This is a genomic window from Reinekea thalattae (genome assembly GCF_008041945.1).
Taxonomy (GTDB): Bacteria; Pseudomonadota; Gammaproteobacteria; order Pseudomonadales; family Natronospirillaceae; genus Reinekea; species Reinekea thalattae.
Genome location: NZ_VKAD01000001.1, coordinates 1,075,994 through 1,090,666, shown reverse-complemented (window position 1 = coordinate 1,090,666; position 14,673 = coordinate 1,075,994). Strand labels below are relative to the sequence as shown.

Sequence of the window (14,673 nt, the reverse complement as noted above, 5' to 3'; positions counted from 1 at the left end):
CTCGCAAACTGGCCTAAATCGTATACTCTTAACAGAGGATGAGATCGATCCAGTATTAAAACGATAATAACAAAGCGATAACAACAAGGGGCAGACTGTATGTCAGATCAATCAGTAGACGTCGTATTAGTCGGTGGTGGTGTTATGAGTGCAACGCTGGGCGTGTTGCTTAAACAGCTCGATCCATCGTCTCGAATACTGATGCTTGAACAGGCCGATCAGGTCGCGCAAGAAAGCTCCGGCGGCTGGAATAATGCCGGTACCGGGCACGCGGCCTATTGCGAGCTAAATTACACACCACAGAATAAAAGCGGTGAAATAGAGATCAGCAAGGCTTTGCAAATTAACAGTTCGTTCGAACTATCGTTGCAGCTGTGGTCCTATTTGGTCGATCAATCGTTGTTTCCAGAACCCAGCCAGTTTATTAATCGCACGCCACACATCAGCTTTGTTTGGGGCAAGGACAACGTTGAATATCTCAAAAAACGCCATGCGGCGCTTTCTCAGCATCATCTGTTTGCCGAAATGGAATACAGCGAAGACCCTGAAACGCTACAACAATGGATGCCGCTGGTCATGGCTGAGCGTCATGATGATGAGCCGATTGCCGCGACGCGTATCGCTCATGGAGCGGATATCGACTTTGGTGCGGTCACAAGTCAACTAATCGCTAACTTGAGCCAAAGTGACGGCTTTGAATTGGCGCTGAACAGTGAAGTCACCGGCTTGAAAAAATCCTCTGATGGCTGGCAAGTCTCGATCAAAAACCGTAAAGACGGTGAACGCAAAAGCATCAACACCAAGTTTGTCTTTATTGGCGGCGGCGGCGCGGCATTAACTCTATTACAGGCCAGTGGTAATGGTGCTGGCTATGGAGGCTTTCCGGTCAGCGGCCAATGGCTGGTTTGTAAAAAGCCAGAAATCGTCCAGCAGCATCATGCCAAAGTCTATGGTAAGGCAGCGATTGGCGCGCCACCGATGTCGGTACCGCATTTGGATACGCGGATTATCGATGGTGAACCGGCCTTGCTGTTTGGCCCGTTTGCAGGCTTTACCACTAAATTTTTAAAGCGTGGTTCATTTTTAGATCTGATTAAATCGATTCGCCCAGGGAATCTTTGGCCACTGATTCGCGTCGGTTTGCGGCATTCAGATCTCACCCGTTATCTGATCAGCGAAACCGTGCAGAGCCATCGTAAACGAATGGCCTCATTGCGTAATTATATGCCGACCGCGCAGGACGGTGATTGGAGCTTAGCGATTGCAGGTCAACGCGTGCAGATCATCAAAAAAGATGCTCAGTTGGGCGGTAAGCTAGAGTTCGGTACCGAAGTTATTGTCGCTGAAGATCAAAGCTTAGCTGCGTTGCTCGGCGCGTCACCGGGTGCGTCAACGTCGGCTGCAGCCATGTTGGATGTGCTCGAACGCTGTTTTCCAGAGAAAATGGCCAGCAAAGCTTGGCAAGATAAGTTACAGCAGATGATCCCTTCTTATGGCCAATCTTTAATTGAAGATAAGGCGTTGTTGCAAAAAGTAAGGCAACACACGCTGAAAACGCTGAATTTGGCTGAAAAGGCGTAATAATTAATGCGCTAATTGCCGCTGTAAGGTTGCAAAAAGTCGAGTAACTTACATAATCACATGCCAAAAGGAGCCTTGCGCTCCTTTTTCTTTGGTTCTTTTTTTGGCTCTTTTTTGATACTAACAACAGGAAAGTAAATGTTTGACCCTAAACCCTATATTCGTACCGTTCCCGACTGGCCAGAAGCAGGCGTGCAATTTCGTGATATCACCACGCTGTTTTCTAATAATCAGGCCTTTCGCCAGTTGATCGACGCCTTTGTACAGCGTTATATCAATACCGAAATCGATTGCGTTATAGGGTTGGATGCGCGCGGCTTTATTTTGGGTGCACCGATCGCTTACGAGCTTAATAAAGCCTTTATTCCGGTACGCAAAAAGGGCAAGTTACCGTTTGAAACCATCGAAGAAGCATACAATCTAGAGTACGGTCAGGCGGAAATACAAATCCATTCTGATGCGTTAAAGCCCGGCGATAAAGTCTTAGTTATTGATGATCTAATCGCGACTGGCGGTACCTTGAACGCCTCATGTAAATTGGTGAAGCGATTAGGTGCCGAAGTGGTTGAATGTGCAGCCATTGTTGATTTGCCAGACCTTGGCGGTAGCCAATCGCTAAAAGACCAAGGCTTTGATGTCTTTAGTCTGTGTTCGTATAGCGGTTTATAATCGAGAATTGGTGCCGCTTTGTCTGAACTCAGTTATCTGTTTGCAAGCTTAAAAAGTGATGCCTGGCAGCAACAGCTTAGCCAACGGGTGGCGCTGCCAGTGTTGACGCAGTTAGCGCAATTTTTACAAGCAGAGCAGCAAGCTAATAAAACCCTGTATCCGCAACCATCTCATTGGTTTCGGGCATTAAACAGTGTCGCGTCAGAACAGGTGCGAGTGGTGGTTCTGGGGCAAGATCCATATCATGGGGCAGGCCAAGCTAATGGACTGGCGTTTTCTGTACCGGATGGCGTCACCATTCCGCCCAGCTTAAAAAACATCTTTAAAGAACAGCAGCAGGATTTAAACATAGAAAATCAATCAGGCGATCTATCCCCTTGGGCGCAGCAAGGTGTTCTGTTATTGAATTCTGTACTCACTGTCGAGGCCGGCCAAGCTGGTAGTCATGCCGATAAAGGTTGGGAGCAAATTACCGACGCGGTTATTCGCTGCTGTAACGAGCAAACCTCACCCGTGGTTTTCATGCTTTGGGGCAGTTATGCCAAGTCTAAAAAGCAGCTGATTAGCAACCAAAACCATTTAGTCTTGGAGTCGGTTCATCCCTCGCCGCTATCGGCTTACCGCGGCTGGTTTGGTAGCGCTCACTTTTCTAAAGCGAATCGGTTTTTACTTGAACGGGGGCTGGACGCTATTGAATGGCAATTGCCAAGTTCTGAATTAATTTCTAAGCCTGCTAAACCGACACCACAACAGCAAAGCCTTCTTTAAGATTTCTAGCCAATATTCCGTACTATTCAAACTTACCTATGAATATATTTATTTTTACTCACAAGGTTCGTGGTAACTAGGCAGGTTTTTGGTAGTGAGATTTTTCATAGCTTAAAGTAGTCGGTAAGCGTCCGCTGGGCAGACACCAAACTCTCGTTTAAAAGCGGTGGTGAAGTTGCTTGGGTGGTTATAGCCAGCAACTAATGCTGCTTCCATTATAGATAAGCCATTTGTAGTTAAGGCTGTTTTCGCCAAATGTAATTTTCGTTTACGTAAGTATTGGCTAACACTCATTTTTAAATGCTCATTTGCATAGCGCTGTAAGGTTGCCGAACTCATACCGAGATGATGGCATATGGCATTTAAACTCATACCCAACACTTCATTGCTATTTAGCAGTTCTTTAAATTGCGCCACTCTTCGGCTTTCAGGTTTTGTTATGTTTTGCTCTTCTTGTCCGACAAACTGCAGCCAAGACGACATTAACGAGAGCGTAAAACCTTCTCTGGCCATCTTGCTGATGTAACTTTGATCCTGAAGGTGAATCATCTGTTTGGCTTGCAGCCATAAGTTATCAGGCAGTGTCCAGTTCTCAAAGCTAACAGGCTGACTTAACCGGCGTTTCATCAGGTTAGTGTCGAGTTGATTTCGTTCAAACCAATCCAGATCAGTAGAAAGGTATAGGGCGCTACGTTGGGCGCCTGTTTTAACGCGCATAGCGCAAGATGTTGCTTCGTTAAAATGCATGACGGTTGCGGATTTATTCGGCCTTTTACTCGGTATTTCGTGCTCACCAAATTTAAATTGGCTGCGATCTTCATCAAAAAATATCGCAATCTTAAAGTTAGGTGCAATCTGGTCATTAAAACCAAAGTCTTCGAGCGCACGTGCATTGATCATATGGAAGGCCATACCGGAAGGTTGTTTTTCCAGCATGAAATTGCCTTCCATTAAGGAAGGAAGATTCGGTTCAATTGTTGTTTTTTTCGGTGCGTTTTTTAAAAAAAGATTGAGTGGTTTTGTTGTAGCTGAGTAAGCGTTATGGCTATCAACGTATTTTTGATTCATCACTTCGGCACCTTCAAGAAAACTTAAACTGCTTTTGCAAAGCGCAGATAATTGAAAATATATGAGGGTTTTGCATAGCAATTTGAATAACCTGCATAAGAAGTTTGCAAAACCTTCGTGGATAATAGGCGCCATTCTTTACAAATGCAAATAATTCTCATTAACCTAAGGTAATGAGAATCTTTCTTACAATGTGATAGAGGTCCATATGTCCGATTACAGAAGTTTTTCTACGGGAAATGCGTTTCAAGCCAGAGCATTGCAGCCAGTAGCAGGCAAAACCAAGTTAAGTAAGTCAATTAAAGCGATATCGATGGCGCTGGTATTGGCGCCGTTATCCAGTATTGGCTTTGCAGAAGAAGCCAGCAGTGATGAGTCTATCGAGACGCTAACCATTAAAGGTAATGCGCTTTACGATGTCCCCTCTAGTGAAGAGTTGACTGGTTATAACGTTGACGCTGCAACAGTTGGTACTAAAACACCGGCATCGTTAAAGGATATTCCACAGTCGATTACTGTACTGACTAACGAGCTGATTGAAGATCGCGGCTTTGTATACTTAGATGATGCAACCAAGGCTACACCAGGTTTGCGAACCCTAACAAATGATAGTGGTCGTTCTTCGATTTTTTCACGTGGTTATGAATACGATGATTTATTGATTGATGGCCTTCCTGCACCGATCAGCAGTATTTTGGGTTCATTACCGTCGCTTTCTGCAATTGACCGTATTGAAATTATGCGTGGTCCATCGGGCCTGTTTAGTAGTACCAGTGAGTTAGGCGGTATTATGAACTTAGTGCGTAAACGTGCAACAGAAGAAACCCAAGCCTCAGTTACAGCGGGCTATGGCAGTTATGGCCGTTACCAAGCAGAAGCTGATGTATCTGGAGCATTAAACAACAGTGGTAGTGTGCGAGGTCGTGTCGTCGCTTCTCAAGTTGATAACTCTAGTCAAACTGAAGGTAACGACAATATTAACCAGAGCCTATATAGCACGGTAGAGATCGATCTAACGGATCGTACTGAGCTATCGGTCGGGTTGCTTTATCAAACAAAAGATTTAACGCCAAATAATGGCTTGCCAACCTACGACGACGGCTCGTTAATTGATGTTGATACATCTACTTTTATTGGTGCTGATTGGAATGAATTTACTTCATCAAGTCTTGATGTTTTTGCAGATCTAACGCATCAATTTAGCAATGGTGGTCGTGGCCGGGTTGCTGCAAGAGCTTCAAGTCGTGAAGCTGATTATGAGTATGCCTATTCATTCGATTCTGCAGATGCTAATGGTGATTTCGATTCGCTACGCGGCGCCTATGCTGAAGCAGAGCAGCTAGCCTTAGCTATTGACGCTAGCTACAGCCAGCCATTTGAAGCCTTTGGCCATGTAAGTGAGTTTGTTGTTGGTATAGACCATAAACAAGAAGATACCGATCAGACGAGTGCTGCAGCGGTTGTCGCAGGGTCTTTTAATGTTTTTGATTTTGATTCTTCAGCAATCAGCAATAGTTTGTTTGATTTTTCTAATACGTCAGATTCTGAATCTACAGAAAGTGAGCAAGCTGTGTACGGTAAATTAACCTTACGGCCAGTGGCTGATTTAGCTGTTATTACCGGTGCGCGTATGAGTCGCTACGAAATCAGTACCGGCACCGACGAAGCCGATGGTTTTGCCTTTACGCCTTATGCAGGCTTGGTTTACGACCTAACGGACTCGCAAGCGCTGTATGCAAGCTACTCTCAAGTTTTTAATCCGCAAACTGAAGTAGATGACAACGGCGATTTTATTGATCCTCGAGTTGGTCAGCAGTATGAAGCGGGTATCAAAGGTAGTTACGCTAATGGCTTGTTAAATAGTCGTTTAACCGTTTTCCAATTAACTGATAAAAACCGAGCTTATGACGAAGATGATGATGATGCTTATGAAGCATCAGGCGAGTTGCAAGTTCGTGGTTTTGAGGCTGAAGTAAGTGGTCAATACGGTCCTTTGGATATATTAGCCGGTTACACTTACATGACTACAGAAACGATTAGTGGAAGTGATAACAGTCGATTTACTCTTATGCCTGAGCATAGCGTAAACATTTGGTCTAAATATAACTTTACTTCTGAGAATGCCGTGTTACGTGATGCCAGCGTTGGTGCGGGTGTTACTGCGGTTAGCGAGTTCTCAGTATACGGTACAGATATTACTGCACCTGCTTATGCTACAGTTGATGCTTCACTATCTAAAAGCATTGGTGAGAACTTAAAAATGTCGTTCCGAGTGAATAATATTCTTGATGAAAAATATTATGCACGCGTTGGTTCAACTCTATTATTTAACTTCTACGGTGAATCGAGAAGCTATATGGCGAATGCAACTTACTCATTTTAAGTCTTCCCAAAGGTTTTTAAGGCCACGCTTGATAGGGCGTGTTTCTTAAAAAAGTGAAAGTAGCCAACATCTAAAGCCCCGACACCGTTCGGGGCTTTTTGTTTTCAATCTCGCCATTTCTTATTTCTAGCAACCACTGTTTCAATAAACCTTTCCGGCGAATCGGTGTCATAGGTCCTATGACGGATTGGATAGCGGGGTGAAAACCTCGTATGATCTAGCCTGCATTTAATTTAAATGCGACAACACCGAGTGTTTCGGCTCTACGTTTGCCTAATGGCTTTAAAGCTAGTGGGTAGATAGGAACGATCCACCTCGCACTTATGCGACAGGGTTTGGCTGGAAACGGTTAGGCCTCCCGAATTTGGAAAGGTGAATAATGCTACAAGACTCTCTCGGGCGTAGGTTCTATTACTTGCGCCTGTCGGTGACTGATGTCTGTAACTTTCGTTGCAGCTACTGCCTGCCGAATGGTTACCAAGGTAAGCCTGAAGACAGCTTTTTATCGCTGAGCGAATTGGAAGCTGCCAGTCGAGGCTTTGCTGCGATGGGCACGCAGAAAATTCGTCTCACCGGAGGCGAGCCTTCGTTGCGCCCAGATATCGACGACATTATCACTCGGCTCAGCCATATCGACGGCATCGACCAGTTAGCCATGACGACCAATGGCTACAAGCTGCACAAGCGCGCGGCAGACTGGGCGCGTGCAGGCTTGAAACAACTTAATGTGTCTATCGACTCTCTCGACACTGAAGAATTCCACCGAATTACCGGCCATGATCGCCTCAATGAAATTATGGCTGGGCTAACCGTTGCTCAAAACAGCGGTTTAAAAGTGAAGGTTAATGCTGTGTTGATGCGTGGCGTTAATGACAATTTAACGCCTGTTTTTCAGTGGCTAAAAACCAATCCACTGACCATGCGATTTATTGAAGTGATGGAAACTTCTGATCAGCAGGTATTCTTCCGACAGTACCATCAGCGGGGTGAGACCATTCGCTCACGTCTGCTAGCCGAAGGTTGGCTGCCAGTCATTCGTGGTGTTGCCGCAGGGCCTGCGCAAGAGTTTTATCATCCAGATTACGCTGGTCGCATTGGTTTAATTATGCCGTACAGCAAAGATTTTTGTGCCAGTTGCAACCGTTTAAGAATTTCCAGTTTAGGCAAGTTACATCTGTGTTTATTTGCCGAACAGGGCATCGACATTCGGCCATACTTGCAAACGGGCGTCGCAACAGAAGAGTTGGTCAAGGTTGTTAGCGAGCACTTAGCGAGCAAAGAAGTCGGTCATCATTTGAAAGATCACAACAGTGGTGCGATGGCAAACCTAAGCCAGATAGGTGGTTAGATGGACGCGCTATTAATACTGTCTGGTGGTCGCAGTTCACGAATGGGGCGCGATAAATCGCAATTAAAGTTTCACAACCAGACTTTGTTAGAGTGGCAAAGCGCTCGTTTCCAACAGGCGGGTTTTAATGTTGTGCATAGCGTGGCAGATAATTTTGCTGGATTTTTGGGGCCGCTGGCAGGTATTGAAGCAGCGTTAAGTAAGCATCCAGAAGTAACTCGCTGGTCCGTGATCGCTGTCGATATGCCACTTATTTCACCGAGCAGTTTGACCGAGCTTAGACGTCGAGCCAGTTTAAACAGCGTGGTCGCAAGTTTTAAAAAACAGCCATTGCCACTGCTCATACAGCAGCCAGAAGTGGTACGCCAGCGATTGGCTGATTGGTTGAGTGACCCTGATGGGCCGCGAGCTATTCGGGCATTAATGGATGCCTTTACCAGCGAAGAACTCAGCAACGAAATAGACTTAGAACAGTTTGAAAACATCAATACGCCAGAGCAATGGCGTTCTTTTATAGATGAGGATAAAAGTAATGAGCCATAATGCAAAAACCTTTGAGCCATTAAATATCGCGGTACTGACGGTTTCGGATACGCGCGACGAAGCAACCGACAACTCAGGTCGTTACTTGGTCGAAAGTGCAACAGCAGCGGGCCATCGAATCAGCGAAAAGCGCATCGAAAAAGACGATAAATTTCAGTTGCGTTATCAGGTGTCTAAATGGATTGCCAGCGACGATACGCAGGTTGTGATCCTAACTGGCGGTACCGGCTTTACCGAACGTGACTCAACACCCGAGGCGGTATCGGTGTTGTTCGAAAAACACGTCGATGGTTTTGGCGAACTGTTTCGTCATATTTCTTACCAAGAAATTGGTACCTCTACGGTACAGTCTCGTGCTCTTGCCGGTTTAGCTAACGGTACATTGATCGTCTGTTTACCGGGCTCTAGTGGTGCTTGTCGCACTGGCTGGGAAGGTATTCTTAAAGAGCAACTTGACTCAACCCACAGCCCTTGTAATTTTGTTATGCACCTTAAAAAAACCAACACTGAACTTTGTGAGTCGCGTTCATGAGTGGTTTTAGTCATGTTGCCAGTAATGGCAAAGCTAACATGGTCGATGTTACCGAAAAATCAGTCACCACTCGCGAAGCGGTCGCTGAGTCTTATGTTGTTATGAACGCTGAAGCCATTGCATTGATTCAAGCAGGCAATCATCACAAGGGTGATATTTTTGGCACCGCTCGCATCGCCGGTATTCAGGGCGCAAAAAAAACGCCAGAGCTAATCCCTCTGTGCCATCCATTGATGTTAACTAAGGTGGCGGTTGAATTAGAATTACAGCCAGAGCAGCAGCGTGTTCGGATTGAAACGCGTTGCAAGCTCGATGGTAAAACCGGCGTCGAGATGGAAGCACTGACAGCCGCTTCGGTTGCTGCGCTGACGCTGTTTGATATGTGCAAAGCCGTAGACCCCAGTATGCGAATTGAAGGCACGCGAGTGCTTACCAAAACGGGTGGCAAAACGGGTGCATGGAGTCATCCGTTATGATCAAAATAACGGTTAAGGTCTTTGCTCAACTGCGCGAACAGCTAGGCGTTGACGAATTATTCTTAGAGCTTAACGAGCCGGTGCGATTGTCTGCAGTTATTTCAACATTGCAAAAACAACACCCAAACAGCTCGGTATTACAGCAGGCTAACTTAATGGCCGCGGTAAATCAGACTATGGTGCAAGAGGATTGTGAGCTTCATGCTGACGATGAAATAGCCTTGTTCCCGCCGGTAACAGGTGGTTAGTCGATGGATGTCATTCAGGTTCAAGAGGACGACTTTAATGTTCAGCATGAATACGATTTATTAGCTGAGCAAAATACTGACGACGGTGCCGTGGTAATGTTTGTTGGTCGAGTTCGAGATTTTAATGCCAATGAATCGGTAGTGCAGTTAGAGTTGCAGCATTACCCAGGCATGGCAGAAAAGTGTTTAACTGACATTGCCAACAAAGCACGTCAGCAATGGCCAATCAATCGTATTCGTATTATTCATCGCGTTGGTAAGCTTGGTGCGAGTGACCAAATAGTATTTGTTGGTACAACGAGCGCTCATCGCAAAAGTGCGTTCGAGGCGGCCGAGTTTATTATGGATTATTTAAAAACGGACGCACCGTTTTGGAAAAAAGAACAATCGGAAACAGGCGAAAGCCGCTGGGTTGAAGCGCAGCAAAAAGACATTGATCAGAAACAGCGCTGGAAGTAGTTGTAACCAAAACGCACACTAAGTTCATGTGCGTTTGTTTTGTCATTCGGTAGCTGGTTTTTAGCGGTTGGCCGCCATCTTGTTAAAGTTCTCGATAAAGGCAATGACGCGATTACCGTTTACATTCATATCGCCGCGACCAACGCGTGAGTGTGAACGCATATCGACAATGCTGCCGGTGTTGGTTGGCACAACACGAAACACTATGTCGTCCTTAAAGTTAAAAATTATCGTCGCCGCTACGGCTTCTATTTTACCTTCTGGCAGGTTCGCTTCGATTAATTGCCAGCCGTTTTTTTCGATCAATTCTAATACCACATCGTAGGCTTGTTCGGCAGAAAGGTGTGTCGCCATTGGCGCAATGCTTGGGAAGCGCTCAGCCTGCAATATTGCTGCTTTTTCGCCCGGGTAGGTTAGGGTGTTGCTGCCTTCTGGTCGGATTGCTGCAACCGCTTCAAAGATCGGCGGGTTACTTGTGTCGGTAGAAATATCGTTTAACGGCGCAGGTCGCTCACCCGGAGTTGCATTAGGTGTTGGGGCTGGTTGCAGTAAGTAAGCGCCCAGCATCGGTATAGCGATAAGTAAGCTAGCCGTTAACATCTTTAGCCGAGTTTCGCGGACAAAAACCAACATTAAAACTGAGCAGATTAATACGACAGCGCCGACTTCTAGCGCGTGGCGAATAATGCCCGTTGCAGAGCGGAAATCCATACTGCCATCACGAACGCCAAAAACAGCGGCAATAATGGCAGCAATACAGCCCATACTCACCAGTAAAATAAGGTTTGCTAACCAGTTGGGTCTTTTTAATAGTTTCATATTATGGCCTCTGCCGTGTGTGGTGTGATGAATAAATAAAGTCTGTTCACTGGTGACGCCACGCGGCATTGAGTTTTACGGGCTAATAGCGCCATAAATGGCGATGACTGCAGAAACCGAGCACATAATAAGTAGCAGTGATCGGAATTTAGAGTCAACCCAGCCGCGTAAGCGTACACCTAAAAAGTAGCCCACGATAACAAAGGGGATAAACGATAAGCCTATCAGCCAGAGTTCTGTGGTCATAATGCCCATCAATTGCAGGCTAATCAGTGATAAGCCGCTTGCGTAGGCAAAGTATAAAGACAAGCTAGCGCGCGTTTGGTTGCCACTGCCATGCTGCATTACCAAGGCCATCGGTGGGCCGCCAATAGCGGTAGTGGAGCCAGTAAAGCCAGAAACTAAGCCCGCAATAGAAAGATTGACTGTATTGGCTTTAAAGGGTTTAGCAAAGGCGGTGGCGATAACAGCAAAAAACACCATGCCGGCAACCATTAGCTGTAAGGTTTGATGTGCCATCTGTGTCAGCAGCCAAGTGCCAATTAACGTACCAGGAATGCGGCTGATCATCGGCACGCTCATTTGCTGCCAGTTAACCTCGTGGCGCAAGTTCCAAGCGTTACCAATAGTCAGGCTAAAGGCGGTTATGGTTAGGATGGCAGGAATCCAGTCGGGCCTGAATATCACAATGATGGGTGCGGCGATAACAGCAATGCCGAAGCCTAAAGCGGTTTGAATGGCGCAGCCCAGTAGCAGTAATAAAGCGGTAATAAACCAAAACAGATCAAACATGGGGCTAATCCTATAGGTAAAAATCGATTCTATCTTTGAGTTAAAGGACAGACAATGTTTCTTAGCTGCACATCTGTATAAAAACTCTTGCATCTTGTAGGCTAAATCGTTAAAAACCCCAGTTCATTTAACCGGAGCTCGTTGGTGAAGAATTTATTACAGAATCTGTTGGGCGTAATCTCGATGATTGCCTTGGCAGCCTATACCATCCTTTTAAGTATTTTTGTGCTGCTGTGCGCCTTGGCTCGCAAATTGTTGCCAGAAAACTTTGGTCGTAAAGTTGTTGGCCCAACCATTATTGCCGTTTCGACGGTTTGGCTTGGCGGTGTGCTTAAGTGGCTAAAGACATTCCAGCGTATCGATTGGGATGTACGTAACGAAGTCGAACTTTCTAAACAGCAGTGGTACATGATTGTTTCTAATCACCAAAGCTGGGTCGATATTTTTGCCTTATTCCACGTTTTGCTCGGTAACATCCCATTCTTGAAATTCTTTATTAAAAAAGAATTATTGCGTGTGCCTATTGTTGGCCAAGCCTGGTGGGCGATGGATTATCCGTTTATGCAGCGTCACTCACGTGCCGAGATCGCTAAAAACCCAGCCAAGGCAAACGATGACCTAGAGGCAACCAAAAAAGCCTGTAAGCGCTTTTCGTATACGCCAACCAGTATCGTTAACTTTTTAGAAGGTACTCGTTATACGCAGCAAAAGCATGACAAGCAGGATCCGCCTTATGAGCATTTATTGCGTCCTAAAGCCGGTGGTATTGCTTTTGCTATTCAAGCCTTAGGTGAGCGTTTTTCATCGATGCTCGATACCACCATTGTTTATCACGGCGAACGCCCAAGCTTTTGGGATCTAGCCTGTGGTCGTGTTGGTAAAGTCACCGTTCACATGCGCCATATCGAAATCCCTAAGCGCTTTGTTGAAATGGACTACATGAATAACCGCGATGATAAAAAAGACTTCCAAAACTGGTTGCATGAAGTGTGGTTAGAAAAGGATGCTCTTATCAGCAAAATCAAAGCAGAGCAGGCTTAAACCACGAGTTTGACCGCTACTTAAAAAACCTTGGTTTAAAAAAAGCCCCTTAAAGCATTGCATGTCTTTGGTATGTGCATGCAACACAAGGGGCTTTTTTATGCCTGTGCGAAATTAAAAATAAAAAATGATTTAGCTGAATGTTCTATGAGCGATAAAAGCTATCGCAGTTTGTTTCATTCGCTATTGGCAGAAGATTAAAATCTCCTGTAAACATCGCCGCTGTTGCTGTGCTATCGCTCGAAAAACGCCCCAAATCTGTTATATTGAGTGGTTAGTTTTACGTACTGAGAGATAGATGAAACCCGTCCGAAGTAAAAAAGAAATGCAAGCTGAGCTGGACAAGCAAGTTCGCGACTTTGTTGAGCACGGCGGCAATATCGATCAAGTTGAACGGGGCCAAACAGGGCTGGATCGCGAAAAGCCTTGGGTCAATCCGTTTAAGTCGACGGAGAGTGAAAAATCTCAGCCGCGCACGCCTGTGCCGGAAGTTGTCGCGGCAATCGACGCGCGTAAATCTACAGCTAAAAAACCTAAAGCCAAATACAACAAACCGAAAAAAAAGTGGATCTTGGACGATTTTGGCGAGCCGGTGCGTTGGGTTTGGTCTGATCAGGCCGACGACTAGCTAGCATTTTCTGTTAAATTATGACTTTCCGTTAAGCCCGCACTGTTTGTTAAGCCTGTGTTTCCGCTAAGCCTTTACGGTATTGAGAAGGTGTCACGCCGCAATGCTGTTTGAACAGGCTGTTAAAACTCGACTTAGATTTAAACCCCGACTGAAATGCCAAATCCAATAGCGTGTGTTTTTTTGCCTTGTCAGCCTGTAACTGTCGTTTGACTTCTTCTATCCGAAATTCATTAACGTACTGATAAAAGTTTTTCCCCAAGCCTTGATTGAGCACAAAAGACAGCGTTCTTCTGGGCAGTGCCAATGCTTGCGCCAAACTGTATACCGAAAATTCAGCGTCCAAATAGGGCTGTTGCTGGCTCATGTAGTGCTGCATGTCAGCAATAATTTGTGCGATGGCTTGCTCGCTTAAACCTTCATCGTTTGTTGCGGCAGGCTGGGCTGGGTTTGTTGTTTGTTCAGCAGTGCTCGGTTTTTCTGTGTTTGGGTTTAGGTTGTATAGCGGCTTTTGCTTGACGCCAAAAAAGCATAACAGCACGATAAAACTCAAAAACGACAGCAGCTGTAAATTCAGCACCGCTAGTTGGTCGGCATTTTCGTGTAGGCCTTCATAGCCTAAATTGAGCAACACCAATAGCGCGAATAAGCCGGGCAAGGCATAAACCCATTTCAAGCTGATCAAGGTATGGTTCTGAGAAAATATACTGGCGATAGCTTTTTGGTGCCGATTTAAAAGCCTAATGCAGGCAATTGAATAGGCTAAAAACACAGCGCCATTAATGAGGCCAAAATAACTGAACAGCAGAGCAAAAAAGCTTTGATTGTCTGGGTTAAAAAATGCTGTTGATCGGTCCGGCGATGGCAGCATTGGAACAAAGTCAGAGAAGCTAATAAACAGTAAATATAAAATAAGAGTGGGCAAACTATGCCAAACAATAACCGATAATGCGGTCTGTTTTGGTGGCCGCAGTAACCAGGTGACATAAAAGTACAGCAGCGGGCCGTACAACAAATTTAGTGTTGGGTTGGTATAAAAAATAAAGCTCTGAGCATTAATAGAAAAATGCTTCATTGCCGCGTGTACAAAGGGTAGATTGAGCAAAAATAACCAACCAGCTAACAAAAATTCGGCTGCATAATGGCGAGGTTTGGTGATTAGGTGTGCAAGGGTAAAGGCGGTTAAAGCAAGGCCCACCAAGCTGATTTCCCAACTTAAGTTTTCATTGATTAACAATTGATAATCCTAGACTTCACTCAATGCTTGTTGTTTATATTTAAGGTTAATTCTTTATTTGTAAAACCTATTGGCAGCTCA

At 45.4% G+C, this 14,673-nt stretch carries 16 protein-coding genes and 1 riboswitch; of the genes, 12 read left to right on the top strand and 4 right to left on the bottom strand.

Translation table 11 applies throughout. The features are described 5' to 3' along the window. Positions 1 to 99 precede the first annotated feature (99 nt). The 3 genes from mqo (at position 100) to ung (ending at position 3,018) form a co-directional block, all read left to right on the top strand. Complete coding sequence (gene mqo / locus FME95_RS04965) at positions 100 to 1,581, top strand: malate dehydrogenase (quinone) (protein WP_147713306.1); 1,482 nt, start codon at positions 100 to 102, stop codon at positions 1,579 to 1,581. A 138-nt stretch (positions 1,582 to 1,719) separates the two neighbouring features. Beyond that, on the top strand, positions 1,720 to 2,250 hold the full coding sequence (locus FME95_RS04960) for an adenine phosphoribosyltransferase (protein WP_147713305.1): 531 nt from the start codon (positions 1,720 to 1,722) through the stop codon (positions 2,248 to 2,250). 18 nt (positions 2,251 to 2,268) lie between these two features. Continuing rightward, complete coding sequence (ung, locus tag FME95_RS04955; RefSeq protein WP_147713304.1) at positions 2,269 to 3,018, top strand: uracil-DNA glycosylase; 750 nt, start codon at positions 2,269 to 2,271, stop codon at positions 3,016 to 3,018. Positions 3,019 to 3,129: 111 nt separating this feature from the next. On the opposite strand, the gene FME95_RS04950 is transcribed toward ung, so the two are convergent. Continuing rightward, a complete protein-coding gene (locus FME95_RS04950; RefSeq protein WP_187265448.1) occupies positions 3,130 to 4,086 on the bottom strand; it encodes a helix-turn-helix domain-containing protein in 957 nt (318 codons plus the stop codon). Positions 4,087 to 4,294: 208 nt separating this feature from the next. Here FME95_RS04950 and FME95_RS04945 point away from each other — a divergent pair, with 208 nt between their 5' ends. From FME95_RS04945 to moaE, 7 genes are all read left to right on the top strand, one after another. Continuing rightward, positions 4,295 to 6,469, top strand: a complete 2,175-nt coding sequence (locus FME95_RS04945) for a TonB-dependent siderophore receptor (protein ID WP_147713302.1) — start codon at positions 4,295 to 4,297, stop codon at positions 6,467 to 6,469. A gap of 234 nt (positions 6,470 to 6,703) precedes the next feature. Next, a riboswitch (molybdenum cofactor riboswitch) is annotated at positions 6,704 to 6,860 on the top strand. Then, positions 6,849 to 7,817, top strand: a complete 969-nt coding sequence (gene moaA, locus FME95_RS04940) for a GTP 3',8-cyclase MoaA (protein WP_147713301.1) — start codon at positions 6,849 to 6,851, stop codon at positions 7,815 to 7,817. (Overlaps the previous riboswitch by 12 nt.) After that, on the top strand, positions 7,818 to 8,360 hold the full coding sequence (locus FME95_RS04935) for a molybdenum cofactor guanylyltransferase (RefSeq protein ID WP_147713300.1): 543 nt from the start codon (positions 7,818 to 7,820) through the stop codon (positions 8,358 to 8,360). Then, the gene (moaB, locus tag FME95_RS04930; protein WP_147713299.1) at positions 8,350 to 8,892 is read left to right on the top strand and encodes a molybdenum cofactor biosynthesis protein B; all 543 of its coding nucleotides are present in this window, start codon (positions 8,350 to 8,352) and stop codon (positions 8,890 to 8,892) included. The genes FME95_RS04935 and moaB overlap by 11 nt, the downstream gene beginning before the upstream one ends. Further along, positions 8,889 to 9,368 carry a cyclic pyranopterin monophosphate synthase MoaC gene (moaC, locus tag FME95_RS04925; RefSeq protein ID WP_147713298.1) on the top strand — a complete coding sequence of 160 codons (480 nt, stop codon included), beginning with the start codon at positions 8,889 to 8,891 and terminating at the stop codon, positions 9,366 to 9,368. The genes moaB and moaC overlap by 4 nt, the downstream gene beginning before the upstream one ends. Next, positions 9,365 to 9,616: a MoaD/ThiS family protein gene (locus FME95_RS04920; protein ID WP_187265447.1), complete on the top strand. Its 252-nt coding sequence runs from the start codon at positions 9,365 to 9,367 to the stop codon at positions 9,614 to 9,616. The genes moaC and FME95_RS04920 overlap by 4 nt, the downstream gene beginning before the upstream one ends. A 3-nt stretch (positions 9,617 to 9,619) precedes the next feature. Further along, positions 9,620 to 10,075 carry a molybdopterin synthase catalytic subunit MoaE gene (moaE, locus tag FME95_RS04915; protein ID WP_147713296.1) on the top strand — a complete coding sequence of 152 codons (456 nt, stop codon included), beginning with the start codon at positions 9,620 to 9,622 and terminating at the stop codon, positions 10,073 to 10,075. A gap of 60 nt (positions 10,076 to 10,135) precedes the next feature. Here the strand turns inward: moaE and FME95_RS04910 are convergent, their stop codons facing one another. Next, positions 10,136 to 10,894, bottom strand: coding sequence for a DUF1499 domain-containing protein (locus FME95_RS04910; RefSeq protein ID WP_187265446.1), 759 nt, complete (start codon positions 10,892 to 10,894; stop codon positions 10,136 to 10,138). 75 nt (positions 10,895 to 10,969) lie between these two features. Beyond that, positions 10,970 to 11,686 carry a sulfite exporter TauE/SafE family protein gene (locus FME95_RS04905; protein WP_147713294.1) on the bottom strand — a complete coding sequence of 239 codons (717 nt, stop codon included), beginning with the start codon at positions 11,684 to 11,686 and terminating at the stop codon, positions 10,970 to 10,972. A gap of 144 nt (positions 11,687 to 11,830) precedes the next feature. On the opposite strand from FME95_RS04905, the gene FME95_RS04900 reads away from it, so the two are divergent. Continuing rightward, the gene (locus FME95_RS04900; protein ID WP_246109320.1) at positions 11,831 to 12,727 is read left to right on the top strand and encodes an acyltransferase; all 897 of its coding nucleotides are present in this window, start codon (positions 11,831 to 11,833) and stop codon (positions 12,725 to 12,727) included. Between the two features lie 298 nt (positions 12,728 to 13,025). Beyond that, positions 13,026 to 13,355: a hypothetical protein gene (locus FME95_RS04895; protein ID WP_147713293.1), complete on the top strand. Its 330-nt coding sequence runs from the start codon at positions 13,026 to 13,028 to the stop codon at positions 13,353 to 13,355. Positions 13,356 to 13,404: 49 nt separating this feature from the next. Here the strand turns inward: FME95_RS04895 and FME95_RS04890 are convergent, their stop codons facing one another. Continuing rightward, complete coding sequence (locus tag FME95_RS04890; protein ID WP_147713292.1) at positions 13,405 to 14,592, bottom strand: AraC family transcriptional regulator; 1,188 nt, start codon at positions 14,590 to 14,592, stop codon at positions 13,405 to 13,407. Positions 14,593 to 14,673: the final 81 nt, after the last annotated feature.

Excerpts from the sequence above, each read along its gene's own strand:
- mqo (WP_147713306.1), top strand. The coding sequence starts at position 100 with ATGTCAGATCAATCAGTAGACGTCGTATTAGTCGGTGGTGGTGTTATG.
- FME95_RS04960 (WP_147713305.1), top strand. The coding sequence starts at position 1,720 with ATGTTTGACCCTAAACCCTATATTCGTACCGTTCCCGACTGGCCAGAA.
- FME95_RS04950 (WP_187265448.1), bottom strand. The coding sequence starts at position 4,086 with ATGAATCAAAAATACGTTGATAGCCATAACGCTTACTCAGCTACAACA.
- FME95_RS04945 (WP_147713302.1), top strand. The coding sequence starts at position 4,295 with ATGTCCGATTACAGAAGTTTTTCTACGGGAAATGCGTTTCAAGCCAGA.
- moaA (WP_147713301.1), top strand. The coding sequence starts at position 6,849 with ATGCTACAAGACTCTCTCGGGCGTAGGTTCTATTACTTGCGCCTGTCG.
- FME95_RS04935 (WP_147713300.1), top strand. The coding sequence starts at position 7,818 with ATGGACGCGCTATTAATACTGTCTGGTGGTCGCAGTTCACGAATGGGG.
- moaB (WP_147713299.1), top strand. The coding sequence starts at position 8,350 with ATGAGCCATAATGCAAAAACCTTTGAGCCATTAAATATCGCGGTACTG.
- moaC (WP_147713298.1), top strand. The coding sequence starts at position 8,889 with ATGAGTGGTTTTAGTCATGTTGCCAGTAATGGCAAAGCTAACATGGTC.
- FME95_RS04920 (WP_187265447.1), top strand. The coding sequence starts at position 9,365 with ATGATCAAAATAACGGTTAAGGTCTTTGCTCAACTGCGCGAACAGCTA.
- moaE (WP_147713296.1), top strand. The coding sequence starts at position 9,620 with ATGGATGTCATTCAGGTTCAAGAGGACGACTTTAATGTTCAGCATGAA.
- FME95_RS04910 (WP_187265446.1), bottom strand. The coding sequence starts at position 10,894 with ATGAAACTATTAAAAAGACCCAACTGGTTAGCAAACCTTATTTTACTG.
- FME95_RS04905 (WP_147713294.1), bottom strand. The coding sequence starts at position 11,686 with ATGTTTGATCTGTTTTGGTTTATTACCGCTTTATTACTGCTACTGGGC.
- FME95_RS04895 (WP_147713293.1), top strand. The coding sequence starts at position 13,026 with ATGAAACCCGTCCGAAGTAAAAAAGAAATGCAAGCTGAGCTGGACAAG.